Origin of the sequence: Aquimarina rubra (assembly GCF_042684305.1) — a bacterium.
GTDB lineage: Bacteria > Bacteroidota > Bacteroidia > Flavobacteriales > Flavobacteriaceae > Aquimarina > Aquimarina rubra.
In genome coordinates, this window is record NZ_JBHULE010000019.1 from 935,665 (window position 1) to 959,673 (window position 24,009).

The 24,009-nt window shown below is 38.3% G+C and carries 6 protein-coding genes; 4 read left to right on the plus strand and 2 right to left on the minus strand.

The features are described from left to right. The first annotated feature begins 40 nt into the window (after positions 1-40). From ACFSR1_RS12710 to ACFSR1_RS12720, 3 genes are all read left to right on the plus strand, one after another. Entirely contained in the window at positions 41-15,007 is a 14,967-nt protein-coding gene (locus ACFSR1_RS12710) for a T9SS type B sorting domain-containing protein (protein WP_378293036.1), read from the plus strand. A 5-nt stretch (positions 15,008-15,012) separates the two neighbouring features. Further along, positions 15,013-15,990 (plus strand): PorP/SprF family type IX secretion system membrane protein, encoded by a 978-nt coding sequence (locus ACFSR1_RS12715; RefSeq protein ID WP_378293038.1) that lies wholly within the window; start codon positions 15,013-15,015, stop codon positions 15,988-15,990. 260 nt (positions 15,991-16,250) lie between these two features. Continuing rightward, a complete protein-coding gene (locus tag ACFSR1_RS12720; RefSeq protein WP_378293040.1) occupies positions 16,251-20,606 on the plus strand; it encodes a PA domain-containing protein in 4,356 nt (1,451 codons plus the stop codon). Positions 20,607-20,677: 71 nt separating this feature from the next. Here the strand turns inward: ACFSR1_RS12720 and ACFSR1_RS12725 are convergent, their stop codons facing one another. Continuing rightward, a complete protein-coding gene (locus tag ACFSR1_RS12725) occupies positions 20,678-21,076 on the minus strand; it encodes a DoxX family protein (protein ID WP_378293041.1) in 399 nt (132 codons plus the stop codon). Positions 21,077-21,157: 81 nt separating this feature from the next. Beyond that, on the minus strand, positions 21,158-22,312 hold the full coding sequence (locus ACFSR1_RS12730) for a DNA polymerase III subunit (RefSeq protein WP_378293043.1): 1,155 nt from the start codon (positions 22,310-22,312) through the stop codon (positions 21,158-21,160). A gap of 309 nt (positions 22,313-22,621) precedes the next feature. Between ACFSR1_RS12730 and ACFSR1_RS12735 the strand changes: the two genes are divergently transcribed. Continuing rightward, positions 22,622-23,809: a phosphoglycerate kinase gene (locus ACFSR1_RS12735; RefSeq protein ID WP_378293045.1), complete on the plus strand. Its 1,188-nt coding sequence runs from the start codon at positions 22,622-22,624 to the stop codon at positions 23,807-23,809. The last annotated feature ends 200 nt before the right edge of the window (positions 23,810-24,009 follow it).

Sequence of the window (24,009 nt, forward strand, 5' to 3'; positions counted from 1 at the left end):
TAGTATTAGAATGAATGACACAACTCAAAATAAGCAGCTTATGAAAACACGATTACCCAATAAAGCTGTGCTGATAATAATGATCTTTGTTATTGGCGCCATAAGCAAAATGAACGCACAGGTAACTGTTGCTTTTGATACAGTTCCTGGAGCTCAGTTTAACAATACCAGAGGGAATCTAACAGCTACAGGTAATGATATTGTGGGAGTTATTGAGGATGATAATGGAAATACCTTTACCAATCCAAATAGAAACTACAACGGTAATGACAACAACGGTAATTATATCACTGCTCATATTGATGTGGATAATGACCCTACAACATTTAGCTCTAGTGAAGCTGGTTTAACCGCTCCACGTGAAGAATGTAGTAGGTTGATCTATGCTGGGTTATATTGGTCTGCAAATTATTATATGGCCAGAGCGAACAGCCCCAATGATTTTAGTGATAATGAAATCTCTTCCAATTCAGATACCAATACAGCACTCATTATTAATAATGGTCCTTTAGCACAACAATATACAGCAAGGAATAGTGAGTTTGGCAATGACAATTCGGACATACAATTAAGTCCGGCTACCTCTTATCTGGTATTAGCTGAGCCAATAAATGGTTGTGGTACTATCACTAATACCTCAGAGTTGCAAGGGATGATTGCGGTTATTAGAGATGGTGGTAGTTGTTCTATGAGAGATAAAGTGGTGAATGCTCAGAATGCGGGAGCTGTGGGTGTGGTGATTGTAAATGATGGAGGCCGTTTACCAAGAATGACGGGCAACGGGGGGACTACCATCACAATCCCATCAGTTTCTATAGGTAATGATGATATAAACAATGCGAATTTTAATAATGGTGATTTAATTAATTTATTACAGACACAGACCAATGTGGTTCTAGCCACATTATCTACGGATCAAGGAGATGATATACTTACAGGATTGCCGTTAACCGATCCAAGAAAGCCAGGACTTTTGCCAAACGGTCAGCCTTCTCCTGCAGATTTTAGATATGTGAAGTTTAAAGTTCCGGGAGGAAATTATGTGGATGTAGAGGCTAATAGAATAGTCTTTGATGGATATAGATCTAATCCAACAAACCCCTTAGGCGATAACGCAAATGACGAACTTCCTTATGTTTGTTATGCGGATGTTACCAATCTTTTGGATCCGGATAATCCTTTTGGAACATACACGGTTGCTAATATGAATGCTACCCAAGGTTTTACAAGTGGTGGAGACGGTGCTTGTGGTGGATGGGTATTGGTTGCGGTTTATGAAGATCCAGAGGATGCTGCAAAGTATATAAGTGTGAGTGATGGGTTTGTTCAAATATTTAGAGGTGATCCACCAGTAGAGTTTACATATAGCGGATTTACTACCTTACAAGGAAATCAACCGGTGGCGGTAAGATATGCAGTAGCTTCGTTAGAAGGGGATACTAGTTTAGGGGGAGACCAATTGAGAGTATTGAATACAAATAATAACTTTACAGCATTAGGCCAGGGTTCTGGAACTGTAAATCCGTCTGGAAACTTTTTTAATGGATCAATTTCTGTTGATGGGGCGTATCTTACGGATAGAACTCCTAATTCCGAGAACACACAGGGTTTTGATTTGGATATTTTCGATTTACCAAATAATAATAATTCGTTAATTGGAAACGGTCAAACCTCAGCAACTTTTGAATTAAATACAAATAGGGATCGATTTAGTGTGTTCTTTAATTCTTTTTCTGTAACAATTATAGAACCGGAATTAAGAATTATAAAAAGAGCATTTGCTACAGATGGAGTTACAGAAATTACTGGTCAAAACGTAGAGCTAGGTGATGAGTTGTTTTATGATTTAGAAATTGAAAACATAGGAAATGAGGACTTCGTAGACGGATCCGTAATTATTACAGATGTATTACCCGCAAACACGAACTTATTAGGAGTTGTAGACGCTACACTACCACCAGGAGTTACCTACACCGAAATAACGCCTGGAGTATTGCGATTTAATATTCCGGCAAGTATAGTAGAAACTCCTAATGACGAACCGGTAGGAGAGGGTGATGGCCCTATCTTTATCCGATTTAGAGCCCAACTAGTAAGTAGTTGTGAAGAACTTAGAGACGCCTGTTCTGATGAAATTACCAATTCTGCTACGGCTACATATACAGGATTGATATCTGGAACTAACGGATCAACGTTAAGTAGTTCAGAATTAGGGGATTGTGGAGAGGCTCCCGGAGAAACCACCAATATTCTGGTAAATGTACCAGCTTGTGAATTGGATGTAACTTTTTGTAATGATGACTTATTATTAGTAGCAGGTACGGGTTATAATCAGTACACCTGGTCAGGTCCAGGAATTGCTACACCCGTAGTAACAACTGTTAATTTCTTTCAGGTTCCTAATCCTCAAACAGGTGTTTACACAGTAATAAAAGAAGATGTTGATGGTGTTGAGCCTCAATGTATGACATTAACTGAGCAGTTTAATGTAGAAGACTTTAGAGATATTACCAATCCTGTTTTAGACTATGTTAATGGAACAACTGTAGTTACAGAAGATTGTAGTGGACTTCCAATACCACAGATATTATTGTGTGGTGATCAGGATTTATTGTTAGAAACGAACTTTGATCCTTCTAGTTTAGATGACATCTCTTGGCAACGACTCAGTCCATCCGGTTCTTGTGTATTAGACCCTAATGACCCATGTTCTTTATTAGATGGAAATTGTACAGACGCTAATTGGGTAGAGGTTACCGGTGGTGATACTCCTAATTACACTGTTTCTGAAGCTGGGGACTATAGAATTCTTGCTGAGTTTGATGGTGGTTGTATTATTCCATTTTACTTCAGTGTATTTAAGAATGATTATCAACCACAGCTTACTATGAACCCAATAGAGTGTGGTAGTGATGGTAGTGTGAGTGTGGTAAATGTACCAACCAATTTTGCATTTAGCTTAACTCCTGGAGGACCTTATAATAATACTACAGGCGTTTTTCCAATTTCTACAGCAGGAGATGTTACCGTATATGCTATTGACACTACCTTCCCAGGATGTGAATATACAGCCACGATTAACGTGCCTTCTATTGATCCAACATTTAGTGTGGTTGGTGTTGATCCTAGCTGTGTTAATGATGACAATGGAACAGGATTTGGTAGAATCAATATAAGTGTAACAGGAGGAATTCCAGAGTATCAATACACAATTTCCAGCTCGGCATTAGGAGCTGCGGATCCTATAATTGTACCTAATAGTAGTGCCAACAACGGTAACTATACACAGAATAATTTACCCGCGGGAACGTATACAGTAGAGGTGATATCAAATAGACCAACACCAGAGTGTGTGTTTGATGCAACCGTGATCATTAATCCTGCACCGGCTTTTGATGCAGAGGTGGTATTAATTGCTCCAGAAACTTGTGATAGTGGAGCATTGGTTCAAGTAAACGTTTTAAACGGTTCTGGAAACTATTTGTTTGATAATGGAAATGGGAATTTTGTTCCCTGTAATATTTTTGAAATTCCTTCGCCTGCTGACCCTTCTACAACTTATACGTTTAGAGTTAGTGATCAAAATATTCCTAGTGGTGAACCATCTTGTGTTATTTCTGCAAGTATTGATAACATTACACCGTATGAACCGATTGTAATTGATAATGTTGCGGTAACACAGCCAGCCTGTCCGGGAGACACAGGTTTGATCCAGGTGGATGTTTCTCCAACTGTTGCCGGAAGAGTATATACATACCAATTATGGGATTGTGCGGCAGATCCTAATTGTGGTAATGGTATTAGTGATCCTGCTGATCCATTAAACGATGAAGATCCAAGTTTATGGACTTTGGTTGATGATGTAACATCAAATAGCCAATCAATAACCTTTACAGGAGTAGCAGATGGTAATTCATATGTAGTACAAGTAGTTCACGCTAATACTACACCTGCAATTACTAATGCGGATTGTACGTTCCCAGTACCGGAGCCAACAATATGCCCAGTAACACAATACGGATTTTCTATTAGCTCTCCAACAGGAATTACAGCTGATGTAACACTAGACAGGCCTTTAAGTTGTATCGTCGGAAGCGAGGATGCGATTATTCAGGTAGACAATATTGCCGGAGGTTCTGGTACATATGAATGGAGTTTGGACAATGTTACTTTTACAAGTATAACAACTACTCCGTTTGATATTTTAGTAAGTACAGACGGATCGTATACAATATATATTAGAAATCAAGGAAGCGGAGATTGTGCGGTTCCTTTTGCAATAGATGTGCCGGCACTTACTCCGATAACAGCTATTACATTTACACCAGGTGATGGGGATTGTAATAGTCAAAGTTCATTAGTTAGTTTTGAAGCACAACCCGTTCTATCAGCTGCTGATATAGCTGCTGGTGTCGTATATGAATATGATGTGTCTCCTGATCCTGCAACAGGAACAGGTGCAACAGGTAATACAGGTTTCTTAACAACCAACAGCTATACAATTGCTCAGGGTATCACATATACGGTTACGGCAAGAAGAAGTGATGATCAATGTACATTTGCTGATGATTATAGGGTAGATGTAATAGATCCGATAGATATTACAAACGCAGTAGAAACTACTCCTGTCGTTTGTGTTGGAGAAAGTAATGGTGCTTTATCTTTTAGTGTTACTAATAGCACATCTTTTGACTATACGGTAACCTTTACATCTACAGGAACGGTAGTTGATTCAGGAAACGGTATTACTACAAGCCCTGTAAACGTAACGGGGTTAGCAGCAGGAAACTATACGATCACAGTTACAGATACCAACCCAGGAGGTTCGGGATCCCCATTAAACTGTTCTGACACCGCTACGGTAGATGTTACCGAACCAGCAACACCGCTTACTTTTACAACTGTAGCAACAGAAACTAATTGTGGAGCAAATACAGGAACTATAACGGTTACTGCCAATGGGGGCAGAGGAAATTATCAATATAGACTAGTGGACAGTGGAGGAACTGTAATTGTAGATTACCCTAACACTAGTAACGTATTTACAGGACTTGCAGTTGACACGTATACCATTTTTGTTAGAGATGGTAATTCTGCTGCTGCTTGTGAAATAAACAATACTGAAACTATTGTTCAATCTGCTTCCCCTACAATTGCATTAGCAACAGGAGGAGACCCCTGTTATGATGGAACGGATCAAGCGACTCAGTGGATTACGATTACTCCGGGTATACCAGCACCATTAGGTCCTTTCGAATATAGTTTAAATGGAGGAACAGGTGTGGCAGTGACCTTCTTAGGAACACCGGCAAATACCTTTGAGATACCTAATTTAACTCCTGGTAGTTATACGGTGGTTGTAACGAATACAGCAACAAATTGTTCTACAGCGGCGTTACCTTTTACAATAAATCCAGAGTTAACGATTACTGCGACGTTGGCAAATGATATTAACTGTAATGAAGATGCTAATATAACTTTTACTCCTGGTGGAGGAAGTACAGTGTATACTCAGTTTGATTTATATGCACAAGGAACACCACCTACGCTAGTACAAGCAAATATTACATCTCCTCATTCGGTAAATACTCCCGGTGATTATGTAATTCAGGTTACTGATGACCAAGGATGTACTGCATTTTCTAATCCGGTGACAGTTACTGCCTATGAAGCAATTGCCACGGACGTACCGGTGGTTATGAACCCAAATTGTCCTACAGACAATGGAAGTATAGAAATTACTGTTACTGCGGGTGAAGGACCATTTACTTATATTTTGGATGGAGACGTAACAACAACGCAAGGACCTACAGGAACAGGTCCAATTATATTTAATAATGTTCCCGTTGGAAACCATATAATTACAATTACCGATGGAACTGGTGCGAGCCCTGCCTGTACATTAGATGTAAATGCAACAATAACTGCCCCCGTAGCGATTGACGCTGATGCGGTTGCTTCAGATTACAGGTGTGATGCCTCAGGCTCAAGTACGACACCACAATTAGCAGATATTACAGTTACGATTAACAATCCAGGAGATGCAATAGCACCATTTGAATACAGTATTGATGGTGTGACCTGGCAAGCGTCCAATGTGTTTACCGGGTTGGCGGATGGAACTTATATTGTATCCGTAAGAGGTGCGAATACTATTTCTTGTCCGGTAATTGCTGACACAATCGTTATTGAACCTTTAGTTCAGGTAACAGACCTTTCTTTTGCCGCTACTCAGGTTGAATGTCCTGGACTAACTGCAGACGTTACTGTTACTGCTACTTTGGATGGTGCGAGCACAGTAGAGTATGAAATTACAGCACCAATAACGGTAGGTCCTCAACCATCTAATGTATTCACAGGTTTAACTTCTGGTACTACCTATACGTTCTTGGCAAGAACTGATACAGATGGTTGTGCTTATACGGAAACTTTTACAGTTCCTACGATAGATTTTATAGCGGTTAACGGAACGGTTGTTTCTGAGCCTTCTTGTAATGGTTTTACTGATGGAGAACTTTCGTTTACAGTTTCAGGAATTGATTTAACAGCGACAACGTATACTTATACAGTTAATGGAGGAACACGTTCTGCACCAACCAATGTGGCTACTACCAATATTGGTAGCCTGGGAGCTGGAGCATATGTGATAGAAGTAAGAGATGAAACTACATTATGTACTGCTCCTACGACTATTACATTGACAGATCCTGCGGTTTTAACTGCTAGTGCTGTTGTTAACCCAGCATTAACCTGTACTGCTGATGCAACAATTACAGTAACTGCAGCAGGCGGAAATGGAGGATATCAATATGAATTATTCGATAGTACTCCAACTTCTATAGCTGGACCACAGGCTAGTAATGTATTTACAGTAAGCACAGCAGATACGTATACGATTACGGTAACTGATTCTGAAAGCTGTAATGTCGATACCACAGCAATTGTAGTTGATCCAACGCCAATAGCTGCTACGATAGATGCAGGCTCTGATTTTTGTTTAGATGATGGAGCAGTTAGTTTTATAATAAATATTGATGGAACAAATACAGGTACGCCAGATTATATTTACAATGTTGAGCTTGGTGGATCCATTGTTATACCGGATACCAATGTAGGAGCACTTACAACGTTTACAACAACTCCGGCATTAACACAAGCAGGTACGTATACCATTACCATAACAGATAGTAATGGTTGTTCGGCAGCACTTACCGAAACTATAGAAGAAGCGGTAACCCTTGATGTTACTCAAGTAGATATTACTTGTAACGCTGCAGGTGTTCCTCAAGACGCTTCCTTTTCTTTTGTGGTGAATGGAGGATATACTCCTTATGATATAGCAGTTTCTTTTAATGGTGGAGCTTTTGTAGATCACCTCACCAATCAAACAGCACCTTTTGCTGATTACATTGCTGTTTCGGGAGCCGGAACATATGAGTTTAGAGTTACAGATGATAGAGGGTGTACGTTTACTACATCACCGTTTACGGTGACAGACCCTGTTGCGCCAACAATTACAGCACCAACTGTTAATGTGGATTGTTTTGGGGATACAGGTACAGCCATAATTACAGTTACTGGTACAGAAACCCCATATGAAATTGATTTCGAAAATACAGGAACTTTTGTTACCATTACAGGAACACAAATAACTTTTCCTAATCTTGCGGAAGCTGTGTATGACTTTACAGTGAGAAGTAGCAGAGGTTGTTTATATACTGGCAGTGTAGAAATTGCTGCTCCAGATGAAATTGTAGAAGTAAGCAGAGTAGAAACTCCTGTTACGTGTGGTGGATCGGTAATAATTACTGAGCTAGGAGCAATTGACCTAACAATCACTGGAGGAACTGGACCATACACATACACTTTGGTAGATGCAAGCAATGTATCTGTTAGACCACTGGTTCCATCGGCTACAGCAGCTACGACTCCTAATCCAACAACGATTGCATCAACAACCGTTCGTTTTGAAGGATTAGACTTTGGTCAGTATTTTATTTTTGTTGAGGATACTAATGGTTGTGTTTCTAACCCGGATCCTATAGGACCGTTTAATATATTTTCACCACCAAATGATTTGGTGCAGAATGTGGTAACATTTGGTGATTGTATAAGTGGAGTTACTTTTGAAATTGATGTTCAAGGCGGGTCTGGTATCGACGGCTCCACAAATCCACCACCAGGATTTGATATTCGTATCGTAGGAGAACCTTCTCCGGGATTAGGAGATTTTGTTCCGTTAAATGATCTTGTTGGCGGAGCAACAACTGTAGATGCTAATACTCCAATAAGAGATCATGTCTACAATGGATTAGATTTTAATCGAACTTATATATTAGAAGTTAGAGATAATGAAACTAACTGTTTGTATCAGGAGTTGGTGCCGCCCGTTGCACCACCATCGGATCCTGATATTATCAATTTTATTCCTACTAATGTTACTTGTAATGAGACACCAGCATTAAATAACGGATCAATAAGTTTTGATATTTCGGGATATACAACTTCTCCACCAGCGCCTCCGGCATCAGCTGTGACCGAAGTTCGTTGGGAAGTTTTTGACCAGTTTACAAATATTTCACTCGATATCACCTTTGCACCGACAGTGTATTCTGGAAATGCAACCGGACTTACGGGTGCAGATGTGCCTGTAACCATTACAGATTTCCCTCCAGGAAGATATTATGTAGTCGTAGAAGAAGTAGATGGAACTAGTTGCTCAACGAGACGAAATTTTGAGATTACAGTTCCAGATCTACTAATTTCTGTAGCAACCAATCTTACTGCAGCTAATAGTTGTGGAACAAATGCACAGGTAATTATGGATACTGATGGAGGAACACCTTTTACAATACCTCCAACAGCTGATGGATACACGTATGCTGTAGTTGCAGACGGTGCAGGAGATCCGGGTGTTTATCCTTTAAATAGTAATGTGATTGATCTTGGCAATGTTGCTGGTGATTTTGATATTTGGGTTGCTGATTCCAGGGGATGTAGTTTTGGTCCAGTGGATGTTACCGTTGTAGTAAATCCATTACCGACGGTAGCAGCAAATTTCATTGATGATTGTGCATATGACAATAGCAACGTGATTGATGTTGTTGGTACAGGACTGGGTACGTTATTATATCAATTAGATGGAGGAACTGCGGTCACAGGTATTAATAGTAACACAAGTCATGAGTTTATAGTATCTACTCCAGGAACGTATACGATTACCGTTACAGATGAATCTGGATGTTCAGTTAACACAACTGCTACAGTATATGATGCATTGGTAATTAGTGCTGTATTCACAGCTGCTCCTGATTGTGAAAATCCGACTGGTGAAATTACTACAACGATTACTTCTGGTGCTGCCATTGGCACATTAACATATGTTTTACAGGATGGATCAGGAACTCCAACAGGAAACACTACTGGTGATATTACTGGAATTTACACTGGAGTAGCACCTGGTGATTACATCGTTGTTGCTACAGATGATGGTCGTGGAATAGCACCGTTCTGTTCGTTCTCTGCTCCGGTGAGCATAGATGCACCAACACCACCTGTACTTGTACCAGAAACTACTTTTGTAACGTGTATTGGTGATACAGATGGTGTAATAACGGCTGCATTAACAGCTGCATCTACAGATACAGACCCTGCAGTTACTTACGAGTATCGAATTATAGCGGGTCCAATAGTAGTACCAACAGCATTTCAAACAAGTCCTGTGTTTTCAGGTCTTGGTATAGGAACTTATACTGTTGAAGTAAGAGCTACAAAACCAAACGGATCATTGAATGTGATTTGTACTGATACTGAGGACTATATTATAGACCAGCCTTCGGCTCCTCTAGCAACGGTTACACTAGAAACACCATATGGATGTACAGGAGCTGTGATAAATCTTCCAGTAATAACAGTAGATAACTTTAGTGGTGGTAATGCACCTTATACTATATCGTATACAGATCCTTCAGGTAATGTAGTTGGTCCAATAGACCCGGCAACCTTGGATACGGATACTGCAACAGCAGGTATTCAAATTATAGCAAACGAATCTGGAAATTATACATTTACGGTATTTGATGTAAACAATTGTCCAAATCCATTGGCGCCATTTAACATCCCAGCATTCCCTGTAATGACAGATGCAGTTGTGAATCCGGTTACAGGTATTAACTGTACAACCAATACTGAGGAAGTAACAGTAACAGTAACTGGAGGAACAGGACCATTTGATTTTATTGAAATAAACGGAGCTGTACCGTCTCAATTGGGAGTTCCATCTGGAGGTGCTACGACAACTAGTGGGTCGTTCTTCCTACCTGGAGTTGGTAATTATACGTTTAGAGTATTTGATCAGGGAACTCAATGTTCTATAGAAACCGAGCCATATCAAATTGGGCCGTATGATACTATTGAAGCTAATATAGCTGTAGTAACTCCTAATATTTTATGTTTCGGTGATGCTACAGGAAATATTGAATTGACTGTAACAGGACATACAGGTCCTTATGATTATACAGTAACAAATACAACAACGGGAACTGTTACAGGGCCAATAGGGGCAGATACTACAGTACAAAACCCTATAACAATAACTGGCCTAGAAGCTGGAAATATTGAGGTTTCTATAATAGATCCTATTTCTACATGTAATGATACATCGAACGTTGTTACTATTACACAACCAGCAGAGCTGCTATTGACGTTAGATTCAAACATCAACGCCAATTGTAATGATGATGGTAGAGTTGTTGTAATTGCTTCTGGAGGAACACCTCCATATACATTTACAGCAACAGATGTGCCAAGCGGAGGAACATTTACAACAACTAATACTACCGGAATATTCGATTTACCAGTGGTAGGAGCAAGTACGGATTATACGATCAGCGTAGTTGATGTCAATAGTTGTGTTTCTAATCCAGCTTCTATAGTAGAAACTGTGAATAGAACAGACAACCCTGTTTTAAATCCATTAACAGTAGATGATGTTTGTACACACGACGGTAGCTTTGTGATAGCTGCTTCGGGAACCAGCAACGTGGCTTCCCCACCAGGTTCAGGAGAGTTAAGATTCCAGTTGGATGGAGGTGTGATCGAAGATGCTAATAACGGAACTACAGCACATACGTTTACAGTTTCAACACCAGGGACATATTCAGTTACAGCTTATGACGAAAATGGATGTCCATCGAACGTAGAAACAATTACGATTTTACCAGAATTAACTGCAACGGCTGACTTTAATGGAGATCCTACTTGTAGAGACACTGATGGTACGATCACAGTGACAGTTAGCGGTGGATCAGACTTTAGTATAAATCCGGGCAATTTCACATTTACCCTTAGGGACGAAGCTACCAATGCAATTGTTGCAGGGCCTCAAGTCGGAAATAATATATTTACTCCGGTTGCAGCGGGCGATTATATAGTGGAAATTACAGATATTAATATTCCTGCGATCACCACACCTTGCACGATAACTGTTGATGTGCCAGAATTAACTGTACCAATTGATCCTATTCCAACAGCTGTTCCAACAGCGGTTAGTTGTGTGGGTGCTACGGATGGAACGGTAACAGTCACTTTACAAGCGGGTACTGATTTAGATGGACCTTACACATATCAAATATTTGTAGATAATGCTGGTGTTCCTGGAGCACAAGTTGGAGTTGATCAAGTTGATAATCCTGTGTTTACAGATTTACCGTTTGGAGATTATATTGTAGTGGTTACTTCGGATAGAAGTTGTTCCGGTCAGGTACCTGTTACTGTAGCTAATGCAACTCAGGTAGCTGTTGCTACAGCTCAAAGTGCTTACGGTTGTGCTGCAGATAATAGCTCGATATTCCCTGTAATCACAGTGACAATTACCGATGGTACGGCACCTTACAGCATTTCTTATGTTACACCTTCTGGAGTTACAGTTACTGAGCTGGATATTACAGATGCAGATGGAACTACAGCTGGAGTACAATATCAAATCACAGCTAATGAAGAAGGGGATTATTTGATCTCTGTAACTGATGGCAATAGTTGTACAACGAACCCTGTTACTGAAACAGAGACAGTAGCTCCGTTCCCAATTATGACAAATCCTTCGGTTGCTATAGTAACAGATATTACTTGTGCAGTAGATGAAGAAGTGGCAGTTTCAGTACAAGGAGGATCGGGTGATTTCTTATTCGAACTTATTGATAATGCAGGTACAGTAATTAATCCACCAGCTCCTGTCGATACACCGGCAGGTACTTTTACCGCCAATTTTGTACTACCAAGACCATTGGGTATTTATACTTTCAGAATAACAGATCAAATTACAAATTGTACTATTACAGTAACACATGAAATTGATGAATTTGATTTTGTACAGTTGGTAGCAGCGCAGGAAACACCAGAGTCTTGTCTTGGTGATGCAGATGGTACGATTAATATTTCGATAACAGGTTATTCTGGACCATATAACTTCACCATCCTTGATGAAAATGGAAATCCAACAGCATTTACAGGAACAGGTGATACGACAACAGATCCCGATCCTTATATTTTACCGGTAACGCTACCACAAGGAGTATATATTGTTGAGATAACCGAGACGGCAAATCCATTATGTACAGAGAGATCTAATGCTGTTGCGGTAATGGGGCCTGGTGCACCGATTGTAACTGCGATATCTCCAATTAATATTGTAGAGTCTTGTGTTCCTGGTGCCGATGGATCATTCCAGGCATCTGTTACAGGAGCTCAAGGAGCCGTAACGTATACGTTAACTCCCGGAGGTATAACAAACACTACAGGATTGTTTGAAAACTTAACTGCTGGATTATATACGGTTACTGCCGAGGATAGTCAAGGATGTACAGATGATGAACAATTTACTATACAATCACCAAATGCTATCATTGTAGATCCAATTGCAGATAGTAGTGTAACTTGTTTCGAAGACACCGATGGAACTATTACTATAGTTGCAAGCGGAGGTCAGGGACCTGGCACGTATCTATACACATTGACATTCCCAGATGGAGTTACTACAAGTGGACCGCAATCTGTAAATGTGTTTAACAACTTAGGTGCAGGAACATATACAGTTACAGTTTCTGATAACCTGAACTGTACTGCAACGACTACGGCTTTAATTAATGAGCCTAATGAGGTTACGGTAAGTATTGATAATGTTACTGAAGTGACTTGTAATATCAACACAATTGATGTAACAATTAGCGGAACTAGTGACGTCGCTATCACAGAATACTACTATATAGATCAAGACGGTAATCAGGTGGCAAATGGTGGATCTGGAATTTTTACAGGTCTTGGAGCCGGAGAATATCAATTCTTTGTAGAAGATATAAATGGTTGTAGATCTCAACTATCTTCGCCGGTGCCCGTAATACCTATCAACCAGATAGCTATTGCTTTAGACACGACTGCGGCAAATATCAATTGTTTTAATGAGGCAACTGCAGTAATTGATGCAACCGTTACAGGTGGTATTGGAGATTATATATTTGAGTTGACAAATAATACAACAGGACAAACCTGGGGACCACAAAATAACAGCGAATTCACGGATCTCCCACCAGGAAACTATACCTATGTAGTAAGAAGTGATAGAGATTGTGTTTCTCAGGCCGACTTTAGTATCGACAATCCTGCGGAGTTTGAAAACATTCCACCGGAAGTAAATGATGTAGTATGTTTTGGAGAGGATAATGGATCCGTTGTGGTATTTGCTGTAGGCGGTACAGGATTGTATTCATTTGCCATAAGTACTGATCCTGATCAATTTTTTAGAGATGATTCTGATAATGTACCAAACCAACACACATTTACAAATCTTGCTCCAGGAACGTATCAGGTATTTGCACAAGACTCCAACGGATGTCCTCAGGTTTATGATGTAACGATTGGAGAACCTGATCAGCTACTGGCTAATATTGTAGGATCGGTAACGCCGGAGAGGTGCTTTGGTGATAGTGATGGAGCTGTAACAATTGAAATCACAGGTGGTACGGAGCCATACAGAACAAGCATCACGAACAATCCTGCAGATTTTGTAGAAGGAATGCTGACTTATATGGATCTTCCGGGAGGAACAACCACGATATACATTCTCGATGCCAACGACTGTCCTCTTGAATTGCCTGTAGTAATTCCGGAGGGAGCTATACTTAATGGTATTATGAGTTCTAGAATAGACTGTCCGGTAATAAATACAGATGGGTCTATAAGTCAGCCTCCGGTGTATTACATTGACATTACGTTAGGAGAGGATTCTGTAGACACAGATATTCTTTACAACTTGGTATCTCTTGATGGAGGAGTTAGTCCAGGTGATAGTCTGTCTCCGACATTTATTGTACAACCAGGACAATACCAAGGTACTATGACCTATACGCCAACGGGGTGTGTGGAAGATTTAGGAACAATTACTGTAGAAGAATATATTCCTTTGTCATCACCAGTTGCTCAGATGACTAATAATCCACAAGATCCTAACGAGTACGAAATCATCGTAACTGGTGGTAGTGGAGATTATACATATTTTGTTGCAATTGTACCGGATGGTTTAACTGTTAATGATTTAACTGATGCAGACTATAGAGAGTTAGATGATAATACCTTCTCTATAGATGAAACTGCTGATTATGCACTACGAGTAATTGATAACATGGCTTGTGAGGTAATAGCGGTTCAGGAATTGACATATATCAATATCGTAATCCCTAATTACTTTACTCCGGATGGAGATGGTACAAACGATACTTGGTATCCAAGACAAGACAGTGCTAATCCAAACAGCGATCCTTTCTTCTTTAGCGATATGGAAGTTAGAGTGTTCGATAGATATGGTAGATTGTTAGCCGAGTTCGTTGGAGAGCAAGAAGGCTGGAATGGTATTTACCAGGGTAGTGAGTTGCCTTCAGGAGATTATTGGTTTACGATTATCCTGAATGATATTGATAATAGAGAGTTTACAGGTCACTTTACTTTATATAGATAATAAGTATGAGAACGTACACAAGACATATGATAAGCGCCATAGTTTTATTGATGACTATGGCTGGCGGTAGGAGCTATGCTCAGGAGTTTTTTGCACCTGTTCAGAACCAATACATTGCTGATAATCCATATTTAATTTCTAGTGCCTATGCGGGTATTGGGGATTGCTGGCAGGTTAGAGCTTCAGGATTCGAGCAATGGGTAGATATTGCAGATGCTCCCGGTACACAGTCTATCTCAATAGATGGGCGTATATCTGATCGTTCCGGGGTTGGTGCTATCTTATTCAATGATCAGAATGGATTTACTACGCAGAAAGGTGTTCAGTTATCTTTTGCGCATCATCTAACATTAAATGAGTACACAAATCAGTATTTGTCCTTTGGTATTAGTTATAAGTTTACCCAGTTTGGTATTGATACTTCAGAGTTTAATGATGGAGATCCCAATCAACCACCTAGTCAATCTTTGGAGAATGTTACCGTAAATAATTCCAATTTTGATATTGGAGTATTATATCGATTAGGAAGATTTTTCTTAAGTGCGAATGCGGTAAACTTGTTACGTAAAGAAATAGATGATTTTAATCCTACAGAACCAGCTTCCATACAGAATTATTATGTGTATTCTGGTTATACTTTTTACGATCGATTTAGTGATATAGAAATAGAGCCATCGGTGTTATATCAAAATTTTGCAGGAGACGGTAGAAGTACAGCTGATTTAAACATAAAAGTAAGAAAGCTACATCGAGGTGATTACTATTGGGCAGGAATAAGCATGAGGTCTTTAGTGGATCAGGATTTCAAACCACTTTCTGTGTCACCAATGATTGGTATCAAGAAATCCAATTTTTATGTGGCTTATGGATATCAGGTAAATGTAAATGAAGTATTTGACGCAAGTAATGCTGCAGGATCCCATATGATCACCTTGGGGATAGATTTTGGTTGTAGGCAAAGTAAATGTGGATGTACTTATTAAAAAATTAATAGTTACAAATATTTAAACCCACCTGTTTGAGTGGGTTTTTTTGATAACTCCCTGTCCCGTCCTAAATAATCGATACAGATTATTTAGGACTAGTCACCTTTTTTAATTTAATAAATAAAAAAAATGAATAAAAACGGGGTAACATTTATGTCTTTTTGAGCACTAACTTATAGACATATCCATAATTCATTTTGGTTTACAAAAGCATAATCTGGATTAAAACAATATATATTATTAACAAAAAATAAAGAATGAATAAAAAATTACGTTGCAGAATATTATTTATAGGTTTATTATTTACGAGCATATCAATTTTTAGTCAAGAAACGGTTCCTTTTCAGATCAGAAAATCTATTTCAGGCGTTAAAGGTGATTTGATTATGACTGGTAATGATATTGTCGGAGTTATTGAAGATAAGGATGGAACCAGGTTTACAGATCCTAATAGAAATTACAATGGAACTGATAATAATGGTAACACTGTTACCGCATATATAGATGTAGATAATGACCCTAGTACTTTTAGTTCTAGTGAAGCAGGTTTAACAGCCCCCAATGAAGAGTGCAGTACATTAGTATACGCTGGGTTATATTGGTCAGCAAATTATTATATGGCTAGAGCTAGTAGTCCAAATAATTTTGTGGATGACGAAATAGCAAGTAATGCCGATACAAATACCGCTTTAATTATTAATAATGGTCCTTTAGCACAGCAATATACTGTAAGAAACTCTGAGTTTGATAATTACACTTCAGATATACAATTAAGCCCTGTGACTTCTTATCTAGTAGTTGCACAGCCGGTTGATGGATGTAGTATCACCAATGCTGCAGCATTAGCAGGTAATATTGCGGTGTTAAGAAAAGGCGGTAGTTGTTCTTTAAGAGAGAAAGCAGTGAATGCACAAAACGCAGGTGCAGTAGGAGTTGTTATTGTAAATGACAACAACCTTTTACCAAGACTTTTAGGAAATGGTCCTGCTATTAATATACCTATAGTATCAATAGGAAATGATGATATAACAAATGCTAATTTCACTGGAGGGGATATAGTAACCCTTCTCGAAGCAGAGACCAATGTAGTTTTAGCCACTTTATCAACAGATCAAGGAGATGATATTTTAACAGGTTTACCTCTAACCGATCCAAGAAAACAAGGTCCTGCAGACTTTAGGAATGTAAAGTTTAAAGTTCCTGGAGGAGACTACATAAATGTGACTGCCAGTAGTGTTGTTTTTGATGGCTATAGTAATACACCGTCTAATCCTTTGGGAGATACTGCTACGGACGAGTTTCCTTATGTGTGTTATGCAGATGTTACCGGATTATTGGATCAGGATAATCTTTTTGGGACATATACCATAGCAGATATGAATGCTACACAAGGTTTTACTTCTGGAGGGGATGGTGCCTGTGGTGGTTGGGTATTGGTAGCTGTATATGAAGACCCGCAAGATGAAGCAAAGTATATAAGTGTTAGTGATGGATTTGCTCAGATATTTAGAGATCAGACTCCGGTAAACTTTAACTTTAACGGATTCACGACACCAGGGGGAACTGAACCAGTTAAGCTAAGATACGCAACCGCATCGTTAGAAGGTGATACTTCCTTGGGTGGAGATGAATTAAGAATTGTTAATGTAGCAGGTAATACCACATCTTTGGGACAAGGAAATACAAGTGCGAATCCACAAACTAATTTTTTTAATGGTTCGATCTCTTCAGATGGAGCGTATATCACAGATAGAACTCCTAATTCTCAGAACACTCAGGGGTTTGATGCAGATATTTTTGATATTCCAAATCCGAGTAATTCGGTTATTGGAAATGGTCAGTCAGATGTAACATTTCAACTATTTACAGATGCAGATCGCTATAGTGTATTCTTCAATGCATTTTCAGTTACTATAATAAAACCGGAACTTAGTGTGGTACAACGAGTTTTTAGTGCTGATGGGGTCACCGAAATCACCGGAGGAAACGTGGAACCAGGAGATGAAATTATATATGAATTGGAGATTGAAAATATTGGTAACGAGGATTTCGTGGATGGGTCTGTAGTAATCACAGATTTGATACCTGTTAATACGAATTTAGTTGGTGTTGTAGATGGATCTCTACCGGCAGGAGTGGTCTATTCAGAAATAACACCGGGTATACTACAATTTAATGTAGCTTCAAGCTTGCTTGAAACTTCAAATGATGGTACGACCGGAGATGCACCTATTTTTATTCGATTCAGAGTTCAAGTTGTATCAAGTTGTGAAGAATTAAGAGACGCTTGTTCTAACAATATAGAAAATTCGGTAAACGTAACATATACAGGTTTGGTTTCTGGTACAGTAGTCAGTTCAGTAGGCAATGTTCCCCAGGATGCCTGCGGAAATGGTGAAACGAACACCACCAATGTTTTAATAAATGTTCCACCCTGTGAGATAAATGTTAGCATTTGTAATGATGACTTACTGTTGATCGCAGGAGAAGGCTATAACCAATATACTTGGTCCGGTCCAGGAATTACAACTCCGGTGGTGACCGCAGCGAATACCTTTCAGGTTCCAAATCCTCAGAGTGGCTTGTATACGGTGATTAAGGAGGATTTAGATGGAGTTGATCCACAATGTACAACATTAACAGAAGAGTTTACTGTTGTAGATAGTAGAGATATCCAAAATCCAATACTGGATTATGTTGATGGAGTAACAGTTATTACAGAAGATTGTAGTGGTACTTTGATTCCACAAATTTTATTATGTGGTGATCAGACAATGCTGTTAGAGACTAATTTTGATCCTGGTAATCTAGATAGTATTTCGTGGCAAAGATTAAACCCTTCTGGCGCTTGTATTCTGGATCCTAGTGAGGCCTGTTCTTTGTTAAATAACAATTGTACAGATGCCAACTGGGCAGAAGTAATAGATGGGAATACTGTAAATTATATGGTTTCAGAGCCTGGTGATTACAGAATTCTTGCTGAGTTTGATGGTGGTTGCTTAGTGCCCTTTTATTTTAGTGTTCAGAAAAATGAGTATCAACCTGAACTAACAGTAAACCCTATTGTATGTGATAATGATGGAAGTATTATGGTGACTAATGTTCCTCCTAATTTTGTGTTCAGCTTAGATCCTACGGGTCCTTTTACTAATACTACCGGAATTTTCCCAATAGCCATAGATGGAAATGTAACAGTCTATGCTATTGATACTACTTTCCCTGGATGTACATATACGGCTACGGTTAATGTGCCTTCTATAGATCCTATTTTTAACGTAAATGCTTTTGATGCTCCTTGCGAAGGAGACTTTGGAGAAGTGCAGGTTATGGTAAGCAATGGTTTTTCACCTTTTTCTTATACTTTAACCAACGTATCTTCCAATAATATCATAGACGAAGTTGTAACAGATGACCCTAATTTTACTTTCAATAATTTACTACCAGGTAGTTACACAGTAGAAGTTACTTCTTCTGATGGCAATTGTGATTTTGTAGAAGATATTACTATTACAGCACCATCACCTTTACAAGGAATGGCAAATATAGTATCCGGTATTAGCTGCAGTAATGAAGCAGACGCAGTAGTTAAAATAGAAATTTCCGGAGGAACGCCTCCATACTCATTTGCGTCATCTATTAATCCTGCAATGTTTTATTCAGATGTCGAAGATGGTATTGAAGGAGAACATACTTTTACAGGAGTGCCTGCCGGAACACATGATTTCTTAGCACAAGACGCTATGGGATGTTCAGAAGTATTTAATATTACTATCGATGAGGTTACAGAAATAGAAATAAGTGTTGTCATAACACCGGTTTCTACGAATGATGATGGAGTAATAGTAGTCAACGCCTCAGGAGGAGCTGAAAACTATACATATGAGTTATTAGATGCTTCAGGAACCAATGTTCTTGTACCTTCTCAAAGTAACAATACGTTTGTTGTTAGCACTACAGGTGATTACATTGTTAGAGTAACCGATGGTAACGATTGTATTCGAGATCAATTTTTAACAGTAGAAACTACCGAAGAAAATCCAATTCTTGATTATGCAGACGAAATATTGTTCTGTACTGCAACTGGACAAAGCTATCCTGTGATTACTATCCAGAATGAAAATGGAGAAGTTGTAGACATACCGTTTGCCAATGTGTTATCTATTGTTTGGCAACAGTTAGACGACATTTCTTGTAATAGACCTATAGACGAAACTTGTCCAACTACAGATGTTAGTTGTGCTTCAGATTGGTTTGATTTCGAAACAGGATCAAGTTGCGTAATTACAGAACCTGGAGAATATAGGGTAGTTATTACATTTAATACCAAATCTAGAATGAGTACAAAAACATACTATTTCAGAGCAAATGGTAACCTTCTAAGCGTTGATGATATCACAATAGAAAGAATTAAACTATATCCAAATCCTGGAAACACAATGATCAACATCAACACCGAAGTAAAAGAGGTGAGAGTTTTTGATGTGTCCGGGAAAGTTGTATTAAAAAGCTCTCAAAACATTTTCGATATTAGTCGTCTTGAAACGGGAGTTTATTTTACCGAAGTTGAAACCGTGACAGGAACTAAAAAAATTATCAAACTACTGAAAGAATAGAATAAGAAAAATATTAAGCAGAATTAACAAAAGAGCACTACAACAGTGCTCTTTTACGTTTAAAACCTTTTTTAAGAGTGTACTATAGATAAACCAAAAATAGCAACTATAAAGTAACAGGTGATAGTTAGAGCTCCCTGGTAGTCTTTCGCAACTCGCTGCCCAAAAAGCAGCATTAGCAAAGTAATGCAAGCAGAAAACATAGCGCCTATGGCAAACCCTGTATGATTATCAGCAATCAAATGATAGATGCCTACAATACAAAAAATGGCAGTAATGATTTCGATAATCAGTATGGTTCCTAAAAGAAGAGGCACTATATTACCTAAAAATGTTGCGGAAAAATGATCTTTTAGCCAACTTAGATTACCTTTCCAATCGGTGATTTTATCAACACCGGATTGTAAAAAAGTAATCAATAAGAATAGTAAGATTGTAATAGATACAATGTGAGTCATAAAATTATCCATAAAGTCAAGTTTAGTTTTGAAGAAATAACGAATTCTAAAAGTCGTAATAAAGAATAAGAATAAAAAATATTAGATAAAACCTTAAATAGCTTTTTTATGAAGTAATCGTGTTAGCTTAATAGATAAATCAGTCAGAATAATTTTTGCATTACCATTGCGCTCTATATGATAAATTGCATCTTGAATTTCATTACTTATATCCATAATATTTGCACCGTGAATAAAAGGAGCAAAATTTTGTAATTTAAAACCATTGGTTTGGGGCTCTAAAAACACCAGGTCTTCTGCCCCATAGTTTAACAATAATGCCTGTCTAAAAAAATCAAGACAATAATTCAGAAATTTCTTTTGGGTTTCTCTTCCGGAACCAGCGATAGATTCACTCCAATTGATCAAGTCATTAACAGCCGATTTATTCCCTTTCGCCCTAAAAGCAGTTCGCACCCATTGAATAAACCAATCTTCGAATTGTTCATCGCCTCCATCGTGATGCAATAAATGCAATGCTTTACTGTAGTCACCATTAGCCTGATGTGCAATTTTTAAAGCTTCTGCATCAGAAATATTTTCGGATTCTTTTATAGCATCTTTAATCACTTGCTCACCCAAAGGTGGAAAATGCAAGACCTGACATCTGGATCTTATGGTTTGTATCAGTTGTTCCTCATCTTCAGAAATCAGAATAAAAACTGTTTTTTCCGGAGGCTCTTCGATGAGTTTAAGTAGTTTATTAGATGCTGCTATGTTCATTTTATCAGCCATCCATATCAGCATTACTTTATAACCGCCTTCATAACTCTTTAGTGATAATTTTTTTACCACATCTAATGCTTCGTCTACACCAATCTGACCTTGTTTTTTTTCAATTCCCAGTAAAAGATACCAGTCAAAAATACTTCCATAAGGGTTTTCCTTTACAAAAGTTCTCCATTCTTCAGCAAAGTGATTGGCTGTTGGATGCTTTTTTACCTTATCATTCGTGGCAACCGGATACGCAAAATGTAAATCAGGATGTGCCAGATGATCAAATTTCACATTACAAGATGAAATACCTCCTGTATTTTCGCCATCCTTATTTTGACATAAAATATATTGAGCATACGCGATAGCCATAGGTAATGTACCACTGCCATTGGGTCCTACAAAAAGTTGCGCATGTGGAATACGACCACGTTCTACGCTGTTTGTCAAATAACTTTTAATGTGAGTAAGCCCTAATATTTCTGAAAAAAGCATAGCGCAAATATAATTTATATAAAGTTTATAAATTAATTGGTCGACCCTTTTATCATTTCTCTATTTGGACAAACAAGAATGAGAGATCTGAAATTTAATACTGTAATTGATTTTTGGTAGAATACAGCCACATATTGACAGACCGATTTGGATGTAAACAGAATGTGATTTTTGCATTGAAAACCATCATTTTGCTAAAAATCGATAAAAGTGAAACTTTAGCGAAGAAATTGGTGATTTTTTCTATTAGTTTTCGGTGTTTTTGAGGAAATAAAATTATTTTCGTTTGCGAAAAATCAATCCAATCCGATGAAGACAATCAATGATCTCAATTTTGAAAATAAAAAAGCATTAATTCGTGTAGATTTTAATGTTCCCTTAGATGAAAATTTTAATGTTACTGATGATACCAGAATTCAGGCTGCAAAACCAACCATTATCAAAGTACTGGAAGATGGTGGAAGTGCAGTTTTAATGTCTCATTTAGGTCGTCCGAAAGGAGTGCAGGATGAATTTTCGTTAAATCATATTGTAGACACAGTAGCAGATGTAATTGGTGTACAAGTTAAGTTTGTATCCAACTGTGTTGGTCAAGAAGCTGAAGAAGCCGTGGAACAGTTAAATCCGGGTGAAGTATTGTTATTAGAAAACTTGAGATTTCATAATGAGGAGACAGCTGGTGATATTGGTTTTGCAGAGCAATTATCCAAGTTAGGAGATATTTATGTAAACGATGCTTTTGGTACTGCGCACAGAGCACACGCATCCACAACAATTGTCGCACAGTTCTTTCCTGAAACCAAATGTTTTGGAAGTTTATTAGCAAAGGAAATCGAAAGCATTGACAAAGTGCTAAGAAGCGGAGAAAAGCCCGTTACAGCGATTTTAGGAGGATCTAAGGTTTCTTCTAAAATTACCATCATTGAAAATATTTTAGACAAAGTAGATCACCTGATTGTAGGTGGTGGAATGACCTATACATTTATCAAAGCACAAGGAGGAAAAATAGGTGATTCAATTTGCGAGGATGATAAGCAAGAGTTGGCTTTAGAAATTTTAAAGAAAGCAAAAGAAAAAGGAGTGCAAATACATTTACCGGTAGATGTAATTGGCGCAGATGCTTTTGATAATAATGCAAATACCAAAGCAATGAGTGTGGATGCAATTCCTGATGGATGGCAAGGATTAGATGCAGGACCCGAAACCTTAAAGAATTTTCACGAAGTAATATTAAATTCTAAAACTATCCTTTGGAATGGACCTTTGGGAGTTTTTGAGATGGAAAACTTCGCAAATGGAACTATTACCCTTGGTCATTCTATTGCAGAAGCAACAGAAAAAGGAGCGTTCTCTTTGGTAGGAGGAGGTGATTCTGTCGCTGCGGTAAAACAGTTTGGATTTGGAGATAAAGTAAGTTACGTCTCTACAGGAGGAGGAGCTATGTTAGAAAGTTTAGAAGGAAAAACACTTCCTGGTATCGCAGCTATAGGAAATTAAGTAAAAATCTTGTAAGAAAAGACTTAATAAAAGTAAAAGTTATTAAAAATCAGTCATTTAGACTGATTTTTTTGTGTTTTTAACTTGTTGATTTTTTGGATTTTAGAAAAAAAACACGATTTTCGCAGCAGTGGTGTTAATAAGTTGTTGAAGTGTAGCACTAGTCACCCCAAAATATCCGTTAGTTGAATTAAATGTAA

Coding starts and splice junctions, on each gene's coding strand:
- ACFSR1_RS12710 (WP_378293036.1), top strand. CDS start 41: ATGAAAACACGATTACCCAATAAAGCTGTGCTGATAATAATGATCTTT.
- ACFSR1_RS12715 (WP_378293038.1), top strand. CDS start 15,013: ATGAGAACGTACACAAGACATATGATAAGCGCCATAGTTTTATTGATG.
- ACFSR1_RS12720 (WP_378293040.1), top strand. CDS start 16,251: ATGAATAAAAAATTACGTTGCAGAATATTATTTATAGGTTTATTATTT.
- ACFSR1_RS12725 (WP_378293041.1), bottom strand. CDS start 21,076: ATGGATAATTTTATGACTCACATTGTATCTATTACAATCTTACTATTC.
- ACFSR1_RS12730 (WP_378293043.1), bottom strand. CDS start 22,312: ATGCTTTTTTCAGAAATATTAGGGCTTACTCACATTAAAAGTTATTTG.
- ACFSR1_RS12735 (WP_378293045.1), top strand. CDS start 22,622: ATGAAGACAATCAATGATCTCAATTTTGAAAATAAAAAAGCATTAATT.